The sequence below is a fragment of the Methylomarinovum tepidoasis genome, assembly GCF_030294985.1.
Taxonomy (GTDB): domain Bacteria; phylum Pseudomonadota; class Gammaproteobacteria; order Methylococcales; family Methylothermaceae; genus Methylohalobius; species Methylohalobius tepidoasis.
The window spans coordinates 416,647-434,704 of sequence record NZ_AP024718.1; the positions used below are offsets into that span (position 1 = coordinate 416,647).

The following is an 18,058-nucleotide window of genomic DNA, read 5'->3' on the forward strand; positions in this document are numbered from 1 at the left end:
CAGCTCGTCGGGGCCGGGAGCCGGTCTTCAGGGACGCTGTGGATCCATCCCTGGACGCTTGAACGCGGCCATCCAGGCCGCGTACACCCTGAAGACCGGCTCCCGGCCCCGATCAGACGCCGGTAGTACATCATGAACACCACCGACCTGCGCCAACAGCAGTCCCGCGCCAAACGCCGGGTCACCCTGGTGGGAGCGCTGGTCAACCTGCTGCTCGGAATCGGCAAGATCGCCGCCGGTTTCTATGGCCGCTCCCAGGCACTGATCGCCGACGGCATCCATTCCCTCTCCGATCTGCTGACCGACGTCCTGGTGCTGGCGACCCTGCGTATCGCCGGCCAGGCGGCCGACGAATCCCACCCTTACGGTCACGCCCGCTTCGAAACCATCGCCACGGTGCTGCTGGGGCTGGCGCTCATTGGCGTCGCCGGCGGGGTGGTGTGGGACGCGGCCCAGCGGCTCCAGGGGGAAGCCCCCCTGTGGCATCCCAACATCTGGGCCCTGGCGGCGGCGGCGGTGTCGATCCTGGCCAAGGAAGCCCTGTACCACTATACCCGCCACGTGGCCCTCAAGACCCGCTCGCGCCTGCTCCAGGCCAACGCCTGGCACCACCGCTCCGACGCCATCTCTTCGGTGGTGGTTCTGGCCGGGGTGGCGGGCGTACTGTACGGCTATCACTTCGCCGACGCGGTGGCCGCCATCGTCGTCGGCCTGCTGATCGCCAAGATCGGTTTCGGCCTGGTGATCGAAAGCACCCGCGAACTGGTGGACACCGCCCTGCCCGCCCACAAGGTCAAGGCCATCGAGGCGGCCATCCGCGACACCGAAGGGGTGCGCTCCCTGCACTCGCTGCGGACCCGGCAGATGGGCGGCGAGGCCCTGGTGGACGTCCACATCCAGGTACCACCGAACATCTCCGTCTCCGAGGGCCACGCCATCGCCGACAAGGTGCGCGACCGCCTGCTGCAGGAATTCGAGGACATCACCGACGTGACCGTCCACATCGACGCCGAACGCGATATCGACCAGCCTGCCATGAGGCTGCCCCTGCGGCGCGAGGTGGTCGAGCGCCTGTGCCGGGCCTGGCGTCATCTGCCCTATGCCGACCGGATCCAACGCATCCAGCTGCACTATCTCGGCGGCAAGGTTCACGTGGAGATCCATCTGCCGGTGCAACTGATCCAGAAGGGTGCCGACCCACAAAAGATCGCGGCGGAATTGCGCGCGGCGGTCAAACCCTTTAACTTTATCGGTTCGGTTCAGGTCCATTTCACGGCCGAACCGCCTGGCCGCACCAATACGGTGCATGATGCACCGTTTGTGTGCAACTGAGCGAGACGGTTTTTTCCAGGCCGGCCGCCAGCGTATGCTTTAACTGGTATGGTGTCTGCTAAAGACACCTTTTGTTGTCTTTTCATTCCAACGAGGTAACCCAATGTCCGTGGACAAGGTATTCGAAATCATCAAAGAAAAAGAAATCGAGTTCGTCGATCTGCGCTTCGCCGACACCAAAGGCAAGGAACAGCACGTCACGGTTCCGGCCCACACCATCGACGAAGACTTCTTCGAAAACGGCAAGATGTTCGACGGTTCGTCCATCGCCGGCTGGAAGGGAATCCAGGAATCGGACATGATCCTGATGCCCGATCCCGACACCGCCTTCGAGGATCCCTTCTTCGAATCCCCCACCCTGGTGCTGCGCTGCGACATCGTCGAGCCCAGCACCGGCGAAGGCTACGAACGCTGCCCCCGGTCGGTGGCCAAGCGCGCCGAAGCCTACATGAAGTCCACCGGCATCGCCGACACCGCCCTGTTCGGCCCGGAAAACGAATTCTTCATCTTCGACGACGTACGCTGGGGCGCCGATATCCACCGCTGCTTCTACGAAGTGGATTCCGAGGAAGCCAGCTGGAACACCGAAAAGGTCTACGAAGGCGGCAACATCGGTCACCGTCCCGGCCCCAAGGGCGGCTATTTCCCGGTGCCGCCGGTGGATCAGCTCCAGGACGTGCGCTCGGCCATGTGCGAAACTCTGGAGGAAATCGGCCTCAAGACCGAAGTGCACCACCACGAAGTGGCCACCGCGGGCCAGTGCGAGATCGGCGTCGCTTGCAACACCCTGGTGAAGAAGGCCGACGAGGTGCTGATCCTCAAGTACGTGGTGATGAACGTGGCCCATGCCTTTGGCAAGACCGCCACCTTCATGCCCAAGCCCCTGGTGGGCGACAACGGCAACGGCATGCACGTGCATCAGTCCCTGGCCAAGGACGGAAAGAACCTGTTCACCGGCGACCTGTACGGGGGTCTTTCGGAAACCGCTCTCTACTACATCGGCGGCATCCTCAAGCACGCCCGCGCCATCAACGCCTTCACCAACGCCTCCACCAACAGCTACAAGCGTCTGGTGCCGGGCTTCGAAGCACCGGTAATGCTGGCCTACTCGGCCCGTAACCGTTCCGCCTCCATCCGCGTGCCCTTCATCGCCAATCCCAAGGCCCGCCGCATCGAGGTGCGCTTCCCCGACTCCACCGCCAACCCGTACCTGGCCTTCTCCGCCATGCTGATGGCCGGCCTAGACGGCATCCTCAACAAGATCCATCCCGGCGATGCCATGGACAAGAACCTCTACGACCTGCCGCCGGAAGAGGAAGCCAACATCCCCAAGGTGTGCTTCTCCTTCGACGAGGCCCTCAAGGCGCTGGACGAGGACCGGGATTTCCTGAAGGCCGGCGGCGTCTTCACCGACGACATGATCGATGCCTACATCGAACTGAAGATGGAGGAAGTCACCCGCCTGCGGATGAGCACCCATCCGGTCGAGTTCGACATGTACTACAGCCTGTAAGGCTAAAACCAGCACCGGAACCGGACACCCCGCCACGTGGCGGGGTGTCTTCGTTTCAGCCCTCGCAAAGCCGCCAGCAGCGCCGCCCGTCCGCCTTGGCCCGGTACAGGGCCTGGTCGGCACGCCGCAGCAACCCGGCGGCATCGGCACCGTGCTCGGGATAACGGGCGATCCCGATACTCAATCCCACATGCTGCTCCGGCGGCACCGCCTCGGCCACCGTCTCGATCAGATCGGCCGCAAGCCGTGCATCGTCTTCGGGCGACGGTATGCTGCCGACGACGGCGACGAACTCGTCCCCTCCGAGGCGCACCAGCAGATCCCCCCGCCGCAGCCGGTGCCGCAGCACGGCGGCGACCTGTATCAGCAACCGGTCCCCGGCGATATGGCCGAAACGGTCGTTGATCCCCTTGAAACCGTCCAGATCCATCATGAACAGTGCCAGCGGGCGGGATTTGCGCCGCGCCTTGGCCAGGACCCGGGGCAGATAGACTTCCAGATACCGGCGGTTGGGCAGGCCGGTCAAAGGGTCGCGGTAGGCCAGCGCCGCGATCCGCCGCAGCCGGCAGTTGCGCCGTTGCAGATCCGCCCTGCGCGCCAGCGCTGCTTCCACCTCCTCCGGCAGATCCGCCAGCAGGGCCTGCCTTTCCGGGGTGAAGAAGTCCGCCGCCCGGGCATAGAACTCCATCACGCCGTACAACTCCCTCTCGAGGGTCAGCGGCAGCGCGCAAGCGGAGGAAAATCCCGCCACCGCCGCCCGGGGCGGAAGAGCGTCCCCCGGCCCGTGCCACTGGGGCGTGCCGGTCGTCACCGCCCGGCTTGCCAACACCGGCATCCCGATGTCGGGACACGGCCAGGCCTGAGTCAGCAGAGAAGCCGGTCGGGCGGCCGCCGCCACCGGCTTCAGCCGCGACCGCCGCCGCAGGCCGATCCAGGCCAGCTGGATTTCCCCGGTTGCCACCGCCGCATCGCAGATCTGCTGCCACAGTTCAGTTTCACTGCGAAACCGCGACAGCGCTTTCTGTATTTCCAGGCGCATCCGATAGAAGGCGATGAGGCCGGTGGTATCGCTCATAAGCGGAAAAACCTCCGCAACTCGCTTTTGGAGTGGATGTCGAGCTTGCGATAAATGTGGTTGACGTGGTTGGTGACCGTGGAGGGCGAAATGCCCAGGTCCCGCCCTACCTCTTTGTAAGTCCAGCCCTGGCTGAGGAGGAACGCCACCCGGCTCTCCGACACGCTCAGCACGTCAAGATGGTTCATGCGCCGCCCCCGCAGGAAAATCAGATCGTTCGGCAACGTGGAGGCATCGAAGTACAGGTGATCGATGAAGAAACTTTTGCGTCCCGCAGCGACAGCCTGCAGCACCGCCTCCGGCACGTGGGGGCCTTGCCACCCCGGCCACACCTCCCGCAGGAACGGCGCCAGGGCGAGAGATGCGTGATGGATGATTCCCTGACGGTCCATCACGGCGGTGACGCTCTGGTTGTCGCTGCCGGTTTCCTCGGCCAGAAGGGCCTGAAACAGCTTCAGCCGGTAAGCGGTCAGCAGATGCGGCGTCAGCGTCTGTTTGATCTGTCGGTCCCGCTCGGTGAAGGGCGGGTCATGCCGGTCACGATAGAAGGCGATGAAGGAGTACAGCCCCAGGTCCTTATGGACCAGTGCCGTGGCGGCGGCATGGACGACTCCGTAATGACGACCGAATTCCCGGTAGATGCGCAACTGCAGCAACTCCTCCAGGGAATGAAGGTCGCTCATCAGATACGTGCGCCCGGGATTCGCGACGATGGCCTCGTAAAGCCGGTCATCCTCGGCATAGGGATAATAGTGCTCCAAAACATCCGCAGGCAGATTGTGAAAATGGGCCGAATGCGGCATCCGGGTTTCCGCTTCCCCCTCGATCCACAACCCAGCGTTGAAGGGCAACACCTGACTGACGCAGGCGAATGCCGCCGTCTTGAAACGCCCTAGCGGAACCGTCTCGACGAGGCCATAGATCGACTGGATCTGCTGATTGATGGCTGCATCCATGAAAAACACTCGCGACTTTCGGAAAACATTCTTGGCATCCGTCCCATCTTCTCACAATGGGTTAAAACGACCCATTCCCATTGTCACCTGTCTTCATTCGGCAAAATTCCTTATAATCTGTTGCTTCGATGCAAAAACAATTGTTTTGGAGCAACAATGAAACCTGTCTCCATGCTCCGTACCGCACTGTTGGTCCTGCTGTTGGCCGTCCCCTTCCAGGCGTTCGCGGTTTCGGCCGACCGTATTGGGGCCCGCTGGGACGAAATCACCTACCACTGGCCCAAGGCCCGGCGTGAGGCCGGCCTGACCCGCCTGCTGGCGGAAATCCGCGCCCTGCGCCAACGACAGCCGGATCAGGCCGATCTTCTCATCTGGGAAGCGATCGTCACCGTCAGCCGCGCGAGCCTGTCCCCGAACCTGTCCGTTCTCGGGCAACTGAAGCAGACCCGCAAGCTGCTGGAGCAGGCCATCGCCCTCGACCCCCGGGCCCTCGACGGAGCGGCTTATCTGACCCTGGCCTGCCTGTATTACAAGCTCCCGGGCTGGCCGCTGTCCTTCGGCGACCGCCACAAGGCGGAAATCTATTTCCGCAAGGCCCTGGCGCTGAATCCGGACGGCATCGAAACCCATTACTACTACGCCCGCTATCTTCACGACCGCGGCGAGACCGCAGCCGCCCGGGCCCATTTCGAAAAGGTACTCCAGCTTTCCGGCGATCCCGACCAGCCCTATCTCGCACAGCGCCTGAAACGCAAAGCCGCCCAAAAGCTGGGCCGGCTGCTCGCATCCCGCAGCTGAACCCAGATACGAAAACGGCGCGGAACCGTCAGATTCCGCGCCGTCGTCTTTCTCCGCCGCGCAGCGGAGATTCAGAACATCACCACCGCATCCACGGCGAACAGCAGCTGGTCGTCCTGGCTGCCATCATCAAAGGGCTTGGTGTTTTCCGCCCAGTCGTAGCGGACTTCGGGGCGGATCTTGGCCCAGTGGGTGGGCTTGAAGTTGACCCCGAAAGTCATTTCGTAGAAGTTGGCGGATTTTCCGGGCCGTACTCCCTGACCACCATAGAGGCTGGAGACGCGCATTCCGCCCTCGTCCCGGAACCACTCCATGCGGGTGCCGAGCGAGAACATGTCGTTGACGTCATAGGTCAGATAGCCGTTGACGCCATACCAATGGGCGTCGTCATCGGTACCCGGCAGGTCTTCCCAACCGTGGTCGTGCTGCAGGGTGAAGTGCAGCGCGTCGGTGACATCGTAGTTCAACACGATGCTATAGAGGGAACGATCCTGATCGTCCAGATTGTCGTGGTAACCGGCCACGGTCCCGGTGATCGCCGTCAGGGCCACCGACAGGGCACCCGCCCCCTCGACGCCGTTGTCCCAGTTCAGGCCGCCGATGAAATTCCAGGCATCGTCGATATCGGCGGTGAAGCTGTCCCAGCCGTTGACCGCACCGACGGTGATGCTCAGATTGTTGATGAGCGGCATGGAGAACAGTGCCCCGGTGTGGGTGAAGGGTTCGCCGTACTGCATGGTATAGGCGTGGGAATAGAAGAAGTTGTCCGGCGCGGTGACCACCTCATTGCCAATGATGGTGTAGAAGTGCCCCAGTTTGGCGGTGATGCCGTTCAGCACCGGCGCGTACACTTCCAGATAAGCCTGCGGCAGGGCCATCTTGTTGAGATTGTGCATCGCATCGGTGTTCCCGACCCATTTCTGCTTGCCGGCGTCGGAAATTTCCAGACCGAGCGCCTGGGTGAAAGGTGAGTCGGTGCCGTACATGAAGTCCACCCGGCCACCGAGGTCCCAACCGCCGTCGGTGCTGACCGCGCGTTCGACGAACAGGTTGATCTGATTCAGCATCACGTGGTCGTAACGATAGTTGAAGGTGACCGGATCGTTGAGATCGTTGCGCGGATCTTCGAAGTTGTGGGTATAGCCGAAGTTGATCCAGCCGCCGGCACGCAGTCCCAGCGATTTCATGAACTGGGTTTCATTGATGTCGTAGCCGGTCAGGGCCTCGACCACACCGTCGGCGCTGTGAATCCGCTCCGGAATGACACCTTCCGTCAGTTCATGGGCGCCGGCGCCGGTGGCGGCAGCCAGGGCGATGGCCAGAACGGTAGGCTTGAAGACAGGTTTGTTCATCGCTTGATCCTCTCGATTGTTGAGTTTTTACAACTTTATGTTGCTTTTTGGCAAATAAGAATACCAGCCGAATGCCCAAAACTCAACGTCCGCTGCCGGTGAATTCTGGATAGGCCTCCATACCGCACTCGGCGTAGTCGGCGCCGTTGTATTCGTCTTCGGGACTGAGACGGATGCCGACGGTCAGCTTGAGCACATACCAGAAGATGAAGCTGGCGGCGAAAACCCAGGCGAAGATGGTCACGATGCCGATCAGCTGGGCACTCAGCTTGGCATCGGGATTGGACAGGCACACCGCCAGCAGCCCCCAGATGCCAACCACGCCGTGCACCGACAGCGCCCCGACCGGATCGTCGATGCGCAGCTTGTCGAACCCCATGATCGAGAACACCACGATGACGCCACCGACGGCGCCGACGATCGTCGCCAGCAGCGGAGCGGGCGTGAGCGGTTCGGCGGTGATCGCCACCAGCCCGGCCAGGGCGCCGTTGAGCATCATGGTCAGGTCCACCTTGCCAAACAGAAGCCGATCGGTCAGCAGCGCCGCCACGGCGCCGCCGGCAGCCGCCATGTTGGTGTTGACGATCACCCGGGCCACGGCGTTGGCCTCCTCGACGTTGGAAACCTTCAGCTCCGAACCGCCGTTGAAACCGAACCAGCCCAGCCATAGAATGAAGGTCCCCAGGGCCGCCAGGGGCAGGTTGCACCCCGGAATGGGGTGGATCTCACCTTCAGGACCGTACTTGCCGCGGCGCGGTCCCAGCAGCAACACCCCCGCCAGAGCCGCGGTCGCCCCGCACAGATGCACCACCCCGGAACCGGCGAAATCCAGGAAACCGAGTTCGTCCAGAAAACCGCCGCCCCACTTCCAGTAGCCCTGCAGCGGATAGATGAAACCGGTCATCACCACGGCGAACAGCAGGAAGGCGCCGAGCTTCATGCGCTCGGCCACCGCTCCCGAGACGATGGACATGGCGGTGGCGACGAAGACGACCTGGAAGAAGAAGTCGGCCATCACCGAATAGTAGACCTCGCCATTGCTCTTGAGCACTTCGTCGAGGGTGTGGTCCTCGCCGATCAGAAAACCGATGCCGGGCCAGACCGAATTGACCGCCGCATCGGGATACATGAGCTTGTAGCCGATCAGCAGGTACATGATGCAGGCGATGGCATAGAGGGCCACGTTCTTGGTCAGGATCTCAACCGTGTTCTTGGCCCGCACCAGCCCGGCCTCGAGCATGGCGAAGCCGGCGGCCATCCACATGACCAGCGCCCCCATGACCAGAAAATAAAACGTATCGAGCGCGTAGCTGACTTCTATCACTTTCTCCATTTTCTTCTCCTGATGTTTGATGCTTTATACGAGTACGCCGCTCGCCCCTTACAACGCATCCGCCCCGGTTTCCCCGGTTCGGATGCGGACGACCTCCTCCAGCGGCGTGACGAAGATCTTGCCGTCCCCGATCCTTCCGGTGCGGGCCGCCTGCTGGATCGCCTCCAGCACCGCCTCCAGCCGCTCGTCGGCGACGGCCACCTCAATTTTGACCTTGGGCAGAAAATCCACCACGTACTCGGCCCCCCGGTACAATTCGGTATGCCCTTTCTGGCGCCCGAAACCCTTGACCTCGGTCACCGTCAAACCGGCGATCCCGACCTCCGACAAAGCTTCCCGCACGTCATCCAGTTTGAATGGTTTAATCACAGCCGTGACCAGCTTCATCATCACACCTCGCTCCAGGATTGACAGACAATCCAGGTCAAGCAGCTATCGTGCCATAGAAAAACGGTCACGTTGCGCGTGCGCCGCCACCCTCCCGGCGCGCCCGCATGCACCGATCCGGTGCATGCGGACCTTCCGTCCGCCCCGTTATGCTGAAAAATATAGGCATTGCCTTTGCTTCTTATTTTCATATGAACCAGGAAAACCTTTATCGCCAGATTCTGGACAACCTCGCCAATGCGGTGCTGCTGTTCGACCGCGGGCTGCGGCTGCGCTTCCTCAACCCGGCCGGGGAAATGCTGCTCGACACCAGCGCCGTCAAGGCGCTCGGCCAACCGGCCACCGCCCTGTTCGGCGCCCTGGGACAGCATCTTGCCCGGAACCTGGGCACGACCCTCCAGACCGGTGCGCCGCTGGTCGAACGCCAGCTGCCGCTCCAGCTGGGGGAACGCACCCGGATGGTGCATTGCGCCATCACCCCCGTGTTCGAAGGGGACACGGTCGCGGCCGCCATCGTCGAGATCGAACCGGTGGAAAATTACAGCCACCTTTCCCGCGACCACCAGGCCCAACACCAGCAGGCCGCCGTCAACCAACTGCTGCGGGGGCTCGCCCACGAGATCAAGAATCCGCTCGGCGGCCTGCGGGGCGCCGCCCAGCTCCTCGCCCAGGAACTGGACACTCCCCAGCTGCGCGAATACACCGACGTCATCCTCCAGGAGGCCGACCGCCTCGGCGCCCTGATCGACCGCCTGCTGGCCCCCCACCGGCCACCCCGGAAACAGCCCCTCAACATCCATCAGGTATTGGAGCGGGTCCGCCAGCTGCTGGCGGCCGAATATCCGGCGTTGGCGTTCCACTGCGACTACGATCCCAGCCTGCCCCGCCTGGAAGGGGACTTCGACCAGCTCATCCAGGTGTTTCTGAACCTCGTCCGCAACGCCGCCCAGGCCGTGGCAGGCGAAGGGGAAGTCAGACTGCGGACCCGCATCGAACACCGCCTGACCATCCGCGGCCGGATGCACCGCCTGGTGCTGCGCGTCGACATTGCCGACAACGGCCCCGGCATCCCCGCCGAATTGGGCGAGCGGATCTTCTATCCCATGATCACCGGTAAGGCGGAGGGCACCGGCCTGGGGTTGTCGATCGCCCAGACCCTAGTCACCCGCCATGGCGGCCTGATCGAATACCGATCCCGCCCTGGCGATACCTGTTTTTCCGTCTATCTGCCCCTGGAGGATTCCTCCCGTGAGCCGTGAAATCTGGATCATCGACGACGATCAGTCGATCCGTTGGGTACTGGAAAAAGCCCTGAGCAAGGCAGGCTTCCGGGTCTGCCTCTTTGCCGAGGCCTCGGAGCCCGAACGCCTGCTGCGCCACACCCGCCCCGACGTCCTGCTGACCGACATCCGCATGCCGGGCACGGACGGCCTGACGCTGCTGCGGCAGATCCGGCAGCGCCACCCGCAACTGCCGGTCATCGTCATGACCGCCCATTCCGATCTCGACAGCGCCGTCGCCGCCCTCCACGGCGGGGCCTTCGAATACCTGCCCAAGCCTTTCGACCTCGACGAGATGGTGCAGGTGGTCCGGCGCGCCTGTCAGGAACCCGGCCTCGGAGAAACCTCCCCACCGCCGGAGGCCGACGCCCCGGAAATCATCGGCGCCGCGCCCGCGATGCAGGCCGTCTTCCGCGCAATCGGCCGGCTGGCGCGCTCGCCGGTCACCGTACTGATCACCGGCGAATCCGGCACCGGCAAGGAGCTGGTGGCGCGGGCGCTGCACCGTCACAGTCCCCGCGCCGGCGGACCGTTCATCGCCCTCAACATGGCGGCCATCCCCAAGGATCTGCTGGAATCGGAACTGTTCGGCCATGAGAAGGGCGCCTTCACCGGCGCCGACCAGCGCCGCAGCGGCCGCTTCGAACAGGCCCACGGCGGCACCCTGTTCCTCGACGAAATCGGCGACATGCCCGCCGAGCTGCAGACCCGCCTGCTGCGCGTCCTGGCCGAAGGGGAATTCTATCCTCTCGGGGCCCACACCCCCCGCAAGGTGGACGTGCGCATCATCGCCGCCACCCATCAGAATCTGGAGACCCTGGTCGCCGAGGGACGCTTCCGCGAAGACCTTTACCACCGCCTCAACGTCATCCGCATCCCCCTGCCGCCCCTGCGGCAGCGCCGCGAGGACATCCCCGCCCTGCTGCACCATTTCCTCAAGCGCGCGGCCACGGAACTGCAGACCGAACCCAAAACCCTGCGCCCGGACGTGGAAACCTTCCTGAGCCGGCTGGACTGGCCCGGCAACGTGCGTCAGCTGGAAAACCTGTGCCGCTGGCTGACCGTGATGGCGCCGGGCAACGTAGTCCACATGGAGGACCTGCCGCCGGAACTGCGCCGGCCCGCAGAACCCGCCGCCGAAACTGCGCCCACCACCGACCGCTGGACCGAGGCATTGGCCTGCTGGACCGAGCAGGCGCTGGCCGAGGGGCACCCCAACATCGCCAAGGAAGCGATCGCCGAAGCGGAACGCATCCTCATCCGCACCGCCCTGCACCATACCCGCGGGCGCCGCCAGGACGCCGCCCGGCTCCTCGGCTACGGCCGCAACACCCTGACCCGGAAAATCAACGAACTGGGGCTGGACGAAACAAGCGATGCCTGAATGGGTGCATCCGTCCGCCACGACTGCACCCATATGAGGCACGGAAGATCTCCCGCCCGCACAGACACCAGCCAAACAACATGGCACATATTTTGCTCAGACTATGCTTGGCAGCTAATTACCCAGAGAGAACGAGCAATGCAGCGCAAAAAACTGGTCATCATCGGCAACGGCATGGTCGGCCACCATTTTGTCGAAACCCTGGTGCAAAGCCCTGCCGCTCAGAGCTTCGACATCACCGTCTTCGGTGAGGAACCTCGTCCAGCCTATGATCGCGTCCATTTGACTTCCTGGTTCGAAACCCGCAACCCGGAGGCGCTCAGCTTGGCGTCCCTGGATTTCTACCGGACGCACGGTATCGACCTCCACCTGGGCGACAAGGCGATCAGCATCGACCGCACCCACAAGATCGTGCGCTCGGAGAAGGGCATCGAGGTAGCCTACGATATTCTGGTGTTGGCCACCGGTTCCTACCCCTTCGTGCCGCCGATCCCGGGCCACAACCAGGAATACTGTTTCGTCTACCGCACCATCGAGGACCTGGAGGCCATTACCCAAGCGGCCGGGGAAAGTCGGATCGGTACTGTGGTCGGGGGTGGCCTGCTGGGGCTGGAGGCCGCCAAAGCGCTACAAGACCTTGGGTTGGAAACCCATGTGGTGGAATTCGCTCCCCGCCTGATGGCGGTGCAGCTGGACGAGGACGGCGGCGCCATGCTACAGCGCAAGATCGAGGCTCTGGGAGTCGGGATCCATACCGGCAAGAACACCCGCAACATCACTCCCGGTAAATTCCAACGCCTGAAGATGGAATTCACCGACGGCGACGCCCTGGAAACCGACCTGATCGTGTTCTCCGCCGGCATCCGCCCCCGCGACGAACTGGCGCGCCAGACCGGCCTGGAGGTAGGGGACCGGGGCGGCATCGTCATCGACGATCAGTGCCGCACCTCCGATCCCGACATTTTCGCCATCGGCGAATGCGCCCTGTGGCACGGGCAGATCTTCGGCCTGGTCGCCCCCGGTTACCAGATGGCCCGGGTGGTGGCGGACCTGCTGAGTGGCAGGGAAGCGGCCTTTACCGGCGCGGACCTCTCCACCAAGCTCAAGCTCATGGGCGTCGAGGTGGGCACCATCGGCGACTCCCATGGCCGTACGCCGGGAGCCCACAGCTATGTGTACAAGAACGAAGCCGATGAAGTTTACAAGCGCCTGATCGTCAGTCAGGACAACCACAAGTTGCTGGGGGCAGTGCTGGTGGGCGATTCCAGCACCTACGACACCCTGCTGCAGTACTACCAGAACGGCATCGACCTGCCCCAGCCGCCCGACGCCCTGATCCTGCCGAACACCGAAGCGGCACCCACCGGTCTCGGCCCTGACGCCCTGCCGGAAAGCGCCACCCTCTGTTCCTGTCACAACGTGACCAAGGGCCAGGTCGTGGAACTGATCGACCAGGGGGTGGCGGCCCTGGCCGACATCAAAGCCGAGACCAAGGCTTCCACCGGCTGCGGCGGCTGTGCCGGTCTGCTCAAGTCGGTGGTGGATGCGGAACTGGCCAGGCGCGGCATCGAGGTCAACAAGGATCTCTGCGAGCATTTCCCTTACAGCCGTCAGGAGCTGTACCACATCATCCGCGTCGAGCAGATCCGCACCTTCGACGAACTGCTGGAAAAGCACGGCAAAGGACTGGGCTGCGACATCTGCAAGCCGGCGGTGGCCTCGATCCTGGCCTCCTACTGGAACGATTACGTCCTTTCGGACAAATACTTCAAACTCCAGGACACCAACGACTACCGCCTTGCCAACCTGCAGAAGGATGGTACCTATTCGGTGGTGCCACGTATTCCCGGCGGCGAAATCACCCCGGAGAAGCTCATCGTTCTCGGCGAGGTGGCCCGAAAATACAAGCTCTATACCAAGATCACCGGCGGCCAGCGCATCGACCTGTTCGGCGCCCGCCTGGAGCAGCTGCCCCACATCTGGCAGGAGCTGATCGATGCCGGCTTCGAGAGCGGCCACGCCTACGCCAAGGCGGTGCGCACGGTCAAGTCCTGCGTCGGTTCCACCTGGTGCCGCTACGGGGTCCAGGACAGCGTGGGCATGGCCATCTTCCTGGAAAACCGCTACAAGGGCATCCGCGCCCCCCACAAGATCAAGATGGCGGTCTCCGGCTGCACCCGCGAGTGCGCCGAGGCCCAATGCAAGGACATCGGCGTCATCGCCACCGAGAAGGGCTGGAACCTGTACCTGTGCGGCAACGGCGGCATGAAGCCGCGCCACGCGGACCTGTTCGCCACCGATCTGGACGACGAAACCCTGGTCAGGATCATCGATCGCTTCCTGGCCTTCTACATCCGCACCGCCGACCGCCTCCAACGCACCGCCGCCTGGATGGAGAACTTGGAAGGCGGTCTCGACTATCTCAGGGCAGTCATCGTCGACAACAAGCTGGGCATCTGCGCCGAACTGGAACGACAGATCCAGCACCTGGTAGAAACCTACGAGTGCGAATGGAAAAAGACCTTGGAGAACGAGGAGATCCTGAAAAAACGTTTCCGCTTCTTCGTCAACGCCGAAGGCAGCGACGACAATGTGGTCTTCATCGAGGAACGCGGCCAGATCCGCCCGGCGACGCTGGAGGAAAAGCGCCGCATCAAAGGCATTCCCATCGAACTGGAAAAGGCTTCTTGAAACATGACCGTAACCACGATGACCGAAACCTGGATCGACGTCTGCCGCGTCGAAGACCTGGAACCGGACGCCGGCATTTGCGCCCTGGTCGAGGGGCACCAGGTCGCCATCTTCTATCTGCCCAAGCTGGAGGAAGTGTTCGCCATCGGCAACTACGATCCCTTCAGCCATGCCAACGTGCTGTCGCGGGGGCTGACCGGTGACATCGGCGGCGAGCCGGTGGTCGCCTCCCCCGTTTACAAGCAGCACTTCAACCTCAGGACCGGCCGCTGCCTCGAGGACAAATCGATCTCGGTACCCTGTTACCCGGCGCGCATCACCAAAGGCCGGGTCCAGATCCAACTGTCTGCCCAGGGAGATCCAGTATGACCCGACAGAGCTATTACATTGCCGACGCCTTCACCAGCCAGCCGTTCAGCGGCGCCCAGATCGGCGTATTCCCCAATGCCGAAGGCATCAACGAACGGCAGATGTTGCAACTGGCCGGCGAACTCAACCTGCCCCAGACCATTTTCCTGCAACCGGGCGGCGAGGAGGCCACCTGGCGGGCCCGGATCTTCAACCCCCGGCGGGAGATGAACTTCGCCGCCCAGGCCATCGTCGCCGCCGGTTACGTGCTCGACCACATCGGCAGCGTCGGCTACGAAGACGACAGCAGCACCTGCAGCATCGCCACCCGCCGCGGGGTACTGCCGCTGTACTTCATCCGCGACAAGGACGAACTGAAACTGGTGACCTTCGCCATGACCGTGGAGCCGGTGGTCGACCGCTTCGCCCCGACCACGGAAGAGCTGGCCCCAATGCTGGGACTGCAAACCCAAGACATCGAAACCCAGCGCTTCACGCCCCGCATCGCTTCCACCGGCCGGCCGTTCTTGATCGTGCCGCTCAGAGACAGCGAGGCGGTGCGCCGGGCCTGCTTCGACTTCAAGGCCTGGGCGCAGTCCACCGCCCCGGCGACCGCCGCCCAGGAAATTCTGTTGTTCAGCGCCCGCACCCGTCGTCCTGACGTCGATTTCCACGCCCGTTTCGTCGGCCCGGAAATCGGCCCCAGGGAAGATCCTCCCGTGGGGGCGGGGATGCCGGCCTTCTGCGGCTATCTCTGCTCCCACGAGCATATCCGCAAAGGGACCTATGTCTTCACCGTCGAACGCGGTGTCGAAGGCACCCGCCGCAGTTTGCTCAGCCTGGAGATGGATCACCGCGGCCGCGACCGCTTGAACCTGCGCATCGGCGGCGAGGCGATCATCACGGCCGAAGGCGGCATTCGCACACCCTGATCTGAAAGCGATCGTGTATCGCCGAACCGGCCAGGGAGGGCCGGTCACTGCCCTCGCAGCAGTGCCTCCAGTTCCGGCCGACAGGCCCCGCACTTGCCTCCGGCACCCAGCAACCGGCCCAGCGCCTCCAAATCCTCCGCCCCTTGGTCCAGCGCCCGGCGCACCATCGCCTCGGTCACCTGAAAACAGGCACAGACGGTATTTTCAGCGCCAGCCTCTTCCACCAGGGCCACAATTCCAGCCCGCTGTCCGGCATCCAGATGATCCTGCTGCATCCACTCGATCAGGGGACGGCGGGCCGGTAGACGGGGGTCGGGACCCAGGCACAGGCAGGCTTCCAGATGGTTGTCCCGCAGCAGCGCGCCACGGTAACACCTCTGACGGGTGTCGCGGTATTCCACCCATTCCCCTTCCCCCAGCCACCGTTCCCAGTCGGGCACCGGACCACTGCCGGCCAGTTCGTAACGCCAGATTCCGGGCGCGGCCCGCAGGCGGCACCAGTAGCTCGGGGCGATTTCCGCCGCCGGCAGCGCCTTACGGCAGAGGACGAAGGCGTACCAGTCGCAAGCAAAAGGACGAATGGCGGCCGGGGCGTGTTTGGATTCCGGCTGGCCGGAAACCGGATCGATCACCGGCGGAACCAGGTCGTTGACCCAGGCACGGGCGGCGAAGGCTCCGTTCCAGTGCATGGGGACGAACAGACTGCCGCGGCGCTGGCGGTAGGAACAACGCACCCGCACCACGATGGCCCCACCCGTAGGCCCGGCCACTTCCGCCAGGCCGCCGTCTTCAAGGCCAAAGGCGGCGGCGTCGTGGGGATTGACTTCCACGAACGGCTCCGGATCGTGGCCGCTGAGGCTGGGGACGGCGCCGGTACGGGTCAGGGTGTGCCAGTGGTCGCGGACCCGGCCGCTGTTGAGGACGAAGGGCAACGACCGGGCGGCTGGATGGACCGGCGGCCGCGGGGTGACCGCCACGAACCGCGCCCGGCCGTCGGGGGTGGGAAAGCGGCGGTCCACGAACAAACGCAGGGTCCCCCGGGGGTTTTCCGCCGTCACCGGCCAGGCAAGGGGTTTCAAGCGCTCGTAGCGCTCGTCCGAAAGGTCGGCAAGGGCGCTGAGATCGAACAAGCGCCGACCTCGATTCAAAGCCGACAGGGCGGCGTGCTCGCGGAAGATCGCCGCCGGACCGTTGTAGGCGAAAGCCGAGCCGAACCCCATGGCCCGCGCCACCTGGCAGACGATCCACCAATCCGGGCGGGCTTCCCCCGGTGGCGGACGCAAAGGACGCTGGCGAGAGATGAGACGGACGGAATTGGTCACGGTGCCATCCTTTTCGCCCCAGGTGGCCGCCGGCAGCAAAACATCCGCCAGACGGGCGGTGTCGCTGTTGGCGACACAGTCGGACACCACCACGAAGCAATCCCTCAGGGCCCGGCGCACCTTGCCGGCTTCCGGCAGGCTGACCGCCGGGTTGGTAGCCATGATCCACAGCGCCTTGATCCGGCCTCCGGCCACGGCATCGAACAGCTCTACCGCCTTGAGGCCGGGCCGCTGCGGCATGGCGGGGGCATTCCAGAAATCCTGCACCTGCCGCCGTGCCTCGGGATCTTCGATCTCCCTGTGGGCCGCGAGCTGGTTGGCCAGCCCGCCCACCTCACGACCGCCCATGGCATTGGGCTGGCCGGTGAGGGACAGGGGAGTCGCCCCTGGTCGGCCGATGCGCCCGGTCGCCAGATGGCAGTTGATTAGGGCGTTGATCTTGTCGGTGCCGCTGGAGGATTGTCCCAATCCCTGGGAATAGCAGCTCACCACCCGCCCAGTGGCGGCGAAGCGTTGATAGAAACGGCGCACGTCCCCGGCTGAAAGCTCGCAACGCCAAGCCACGGCGTCGATGTCCGGCGCCGACTTCCGGGCGGCGGCCAGGGCCGCCTCCAGTCCCGCCGTATGGCGGGCGACGAAATCCCGGTCCATCGCGTCCTGCTCGGCCAGATAGACCAGCAGACCATTCCACAACACCGCATCGCTGCCCGGCGCCAGGGCCAGGTGCAGATCGGCGCTGGAGGCGGTGTAGGTGCGACGCGGATCGATGGCCACCACATACAAATCGGGATTGCGCTCGCGGGCCGCCTGCAGGCGGCGGAACAGCACCGGATGGCACCAGGCCGTATTGCTGCCGGCCAGCACCACCATTTCCGCCTGTTCGATATCCTCATAGCAGCCCGGCACCAGGTCCTCACCGAAGGCCCGCTTGTGGGCCGCCACCGCCGAGGACATGCACAGGCGCGAATTGGTGTCGATGTTGGCCGAGCCGATGAAGCCCTTCATCAGCTTGTTGGCCACGTAGTAATCCTCGGTCAGCAGCTGTCCCGAGACGTAAAAGGCCACGCTGTCGGGTCCGTGACGAGTGATGGCTGCCCGGAAGCGTTCCGCCACGGTAGCGACCGCCTGGCCCCAGGAAACCCGCCGCCCGCCGACATGGGGATACAGCAGGCGGTCAGGCAGCTCCAGGGTCTCGGCCAGGGCCGTACCCTTGGAGCACAGACGGCCCAGATTGGCGGGGTGATCGTCCAGGCCCGAAACGGTGACCGAAGCGGTGGTCCATTCCAGCTGCACGCCACAACCGACGCCGCAGTAGGGGCAGGTGGTGAAAACAGATGATGAATCCATGAAGTGAC

Annotated in this window: 14 protein-coding genes; 8 read left to right on the forward strand and 6 right to left on the reverse strand. The window is 64.0% G+C overall.

The window, feature by feature from the left end:
• The first annotated feature begins 132 nt into the window (after window positions 1–132).
• Window positions 133–1,332 (forward strand): cation diffusion facilitator family transporter, encoded by a 1,200-nt coding sequence (locus tag MIN45_RS02090; RefSeq protein WP_286293080.1) that lies wholly within the window; start codon window positions 133–135, stop codon window positions 1,330–1,332.
• Window positions 1,333–1,435: 103 nt separating this feature from the next.
• Window positions 1,436–2,845, forward strand: a complete 1,410-nt coding sequence (gene glnA, locus MIN45_RS02095) for a glutamate--ammonia ligase (RefSeq protein ID WP_286293081.1) — start codon at window positions 1,436–1,438, stop codon at window positions 2,843–2,845.
• A gap of 55 nt (window positions 2,846–2,900) precedes the next feature.
• Here glnA and MIN45_RS02100 read toward each other — a convergent pair whose 3' ends face one another.
• Both MIN45_RS02100 and MIN45_RS02105 read right to left on the reverse strand, forming a co-directional pair.
• Entirely contained in the window at window positions 2,901–3,920 is a 1,020-nt protein-coding gene (locus MIN45_RS02100) for a sensor domain-containing diguanylate cyclase (protein ID WP_286293082.1), read from the reverse strand.
• A complete protein-coding gene (locus MIN45_RS02105) occupies window positions 3,917–4,876 on the reverse strand; it encodes a helix-turn-helix transcriptional regulator (RefSeq protein ID WP_286293083.1) in 960 nt (319 codons plus the stop codon). The genes MIN45_RS02100 and MIN45_RS02105 overlap by 4 nt, the downstream gene beginning before the upstream one ends.
• Window positions 4,877–5,047: 171 nt before the next feature.
• Here MIN45_RS02105 and MIN45_RS02110 point away from each other — a divergent pair, with 171 nt between their 5' ends.
• The gene (locus tag MIN45_RS02110; RefSeq protein WP_286293084.1) at window positions 5,048–5,674 is read left to right on the forward strand and encodes a TRAP transporter TatT component family protein; all 627 of its coding nucleotides are present in this window, start codon (window positions 5,048–5,050) and stop codon (window positions 5,672–5,674) included.
• Between the two features lie 71 nt (window positions 5,675–5,745).
• Here the strand turns inward: MIN45_RS02110 and MIN45_RS02115 are convergent, their stop codons facing one another.
• From MIN45_RS02115 to glnK, 3 genes are all read right to left on the reverse strand, one after another.
• Window positions 5,746–7,026 (reverse strand): porin, encoded by a 1,281-nt coding sequence (locus MIN45_RS02115; RefSeq protein ID WP_286293085.1) that lies wholly within the window; start codon window positions 7,024–7,026, stop codon window positions 5,746–5,748.
• A gap of 82 nt (window positions 7,027–7,108) precedes the next feature.
• Window positions 7,109–8,359 (reverse strand): ammonium transporter, encoded by a 1,251-nt coding sequence (locus MIN45_RS02120; RefSeq protein WP_286293086.1) that lies wholly within the window; start codon window positions 8,357–8,359, stop codon window positions 7,109–7,111.
• A gap of 48 nt (window positions 8,360–8,407) precedes the next feature.
• Complete coding sequence (gene glnK / locus MIN45_RS02125; protein WP_286294099.1) at window positions 8,408–8,746, reverse strand: P-II family nitrogen regulator; 339 nt, start codon at window positions 8,744–8,746, stop codon at window positions 8,408–8,410.
• 191 nt (window positions 8,747–8,937) lie between these two features.
• Here glnK and glnL point away from each other — a divergent pair, with 191 nt between their 5' ends.
• From glnL to MIN45_RS02150, 5 genes are all read left to right on the forward strand, one after another.
• On the forward strand, window positions 8,938–10,005 hold the full coding sequence (gene glnL, locus MIN45_RS02130) for a nitrogen regulation protein NR(II) (RefSeq protein ID WP_286293087.1): 1,068 nt from the start codon (window positions 8,938–8,940) through the stop codon (window positions 10,003–10,005).
• Window positions 9,995–11,410, forward strand: a complete 1,416-nt coding sequence (gene ntrC / locus MIN45_RS02135; RefSeq protein WP_286293088.1) for a nitrogen regulation protein NR(I) — start codon at window positions 9,995–9,997, stop codon at window positions 11,408–11,410. The genes glnL and ntrC overlap by 11 nt, the downstream gene beginning before the upstream one ends.
• A gap of 138 nt (window positions 11,411–11,548) precedes the next feature.
• On the forward strand, window positions 11,549–14,101 hold the full coding sequence (gene nirB / locus MIN45_RS02140) for a nitrite reductase large subunit NirB (protein WP_286293089.1): 2,553 nt from the start codon (window positions 11,549–11,551) through the stop codon (window positions 14,099–14,101).
• Between the two features lie 3 nt (window positions 14,102–14,104).
• Window positions 14,105–14,470, forward strand: coding sequence for a nitrite reductase small subunit NirD (nirD, locus tag MIN45_RS02145; RefSeq protein ID WP_286293090.1), 366 nt, complete (start codon window positions 14,105–14,107; stop codon window positions 14,468–14,470).
• Window positions 14,467–15,381, forward strand: a complete 915-nt coding sequence (locus tag MIN45_RS02150; RefSeq protein WP_286293091.1) for a PhzF family phenazine biosynthesis protein — start codon at window positions 14,467–14,469, stop codon at window positions 15,379–15,381. The genes nirD and MIN45_RS02150 overlap by 4 nt, the downstream gene beginning before the upstream one ends.
• A 44-nt stretch (window positions 15,382–15,425) precedes the next feature.
• Here the strand turns inward: MIN45_RS02150 and MIN45_RS02155 are convergent, their stop codons facing one another.
• Window positions 15,426–18,050, reverse strand: coding sequence for a nitrate reductase (locus tag MIN45_RS02155; RefSeq protein ID WP_286293092.1), 2,625 nt, complete (start codon window positions 18,048–18,050; stop codon window positions 15,426–15,428).
• Window positions 18,051–18,058 lie beyond the last annotated feature (8 nt).

What these genes read in the sequence shown, in the direction of transcription:
- nirD (WP_286293090.1), top strand. Translation starts at nt 14,105, where the DNA reads ATGACCGTAACCACGATGACCGAAACCTGGATCGACGTCTGCCGCGTC.
- nirB (WP_286293089.1), top strand. Translation starts at nt 11,549, where the DNA reads ATGCAGCGCAAAAAACTGGTCATCATCGGCAACGGCATGGTCGGCCAC.
- MIN45_RS02100 (WP_286293082.1), bottom strand. Translation starts at nt 3,920, where the DNA reads ATGAGCGATACCACCGGCCTCATCGCCTTCTATCGGATGCGCCTGGAA.
- MIN45_RS02120 (WP_286293086.1), bottom strand. Translation starts at nt 8,359, where the DNA reads ATGGAGAAAGTGATAGAAGTCAGCTACGCGCTCGATACGTTTTATTTT.
- MIN45_RS02115 (WP_286293085.1), bottom strand. Translation starts at nt 7,026, where the DNA reads ATGAACAAACCTGTCTTCAAGCCTACCGTTCTGGCCATCGCCCTGGCT.
- MIN45_RS02155 (WP_286293092.1), bottom strand. Translation starts at nt 18,050, where the DNA reads ATGGATTCATCATCTGTTTTCACCACCTGCCCCTACTGCGGCGTCGGT.
- glnL (WP_286293087.1), top strand. Translation starts at nt 8,938, where the DNA reads ATGAACCAGGAAAACCTTTATCGCCAGATTCTGGACAACCTCGCCAAT.
- MIN45_RS02150 (WP_286293091.1), top strand. Translation starts at nt 14,467, where the DNA reads ATGACCCGACAGAGCTATTACATTGCCGACGCCTTCACCAGCCAGCCG.
- MIN45_RS02110 (WP_286293084.1), top strand. Translation starts at nt 5,048, where the DNA reads ATGCTCCGTACCGCACTGTTGGTCCTGCTGTTGGCCGTCCCCTTCCAG.
- MIN45_RS02090 (WP_286293080.1), top strand. Translation starts at nt 133, where the DNA reads ATGAACACCACCGACCTGCGCCAACAGCAGTCCCGCGCCAAACGCCGG.
- MIN45_RS02105 (WP_286293083.1), bottom strand. Translation starts at nt 4,876, where the DNA reads ATGGATGCAGCCATCAATCAGCAGATCCAGTCGATCTATGGCCTCGTC.
- glnA (WP_286293081.1), top strand. Translation starts at nt 1,436, where the DNA reads ATGTCCGTGGACAAGGTATTCGAAATCATCAAAGAAAAAGAAATCGAG.
- glnK (WP_286294099.1), bottom strand. Translation starts at nt 8,746, where the DNA reads ATGAAGCTGGTCACGGCTGTGATTAAACCATTCAAACTGGATGACGTG.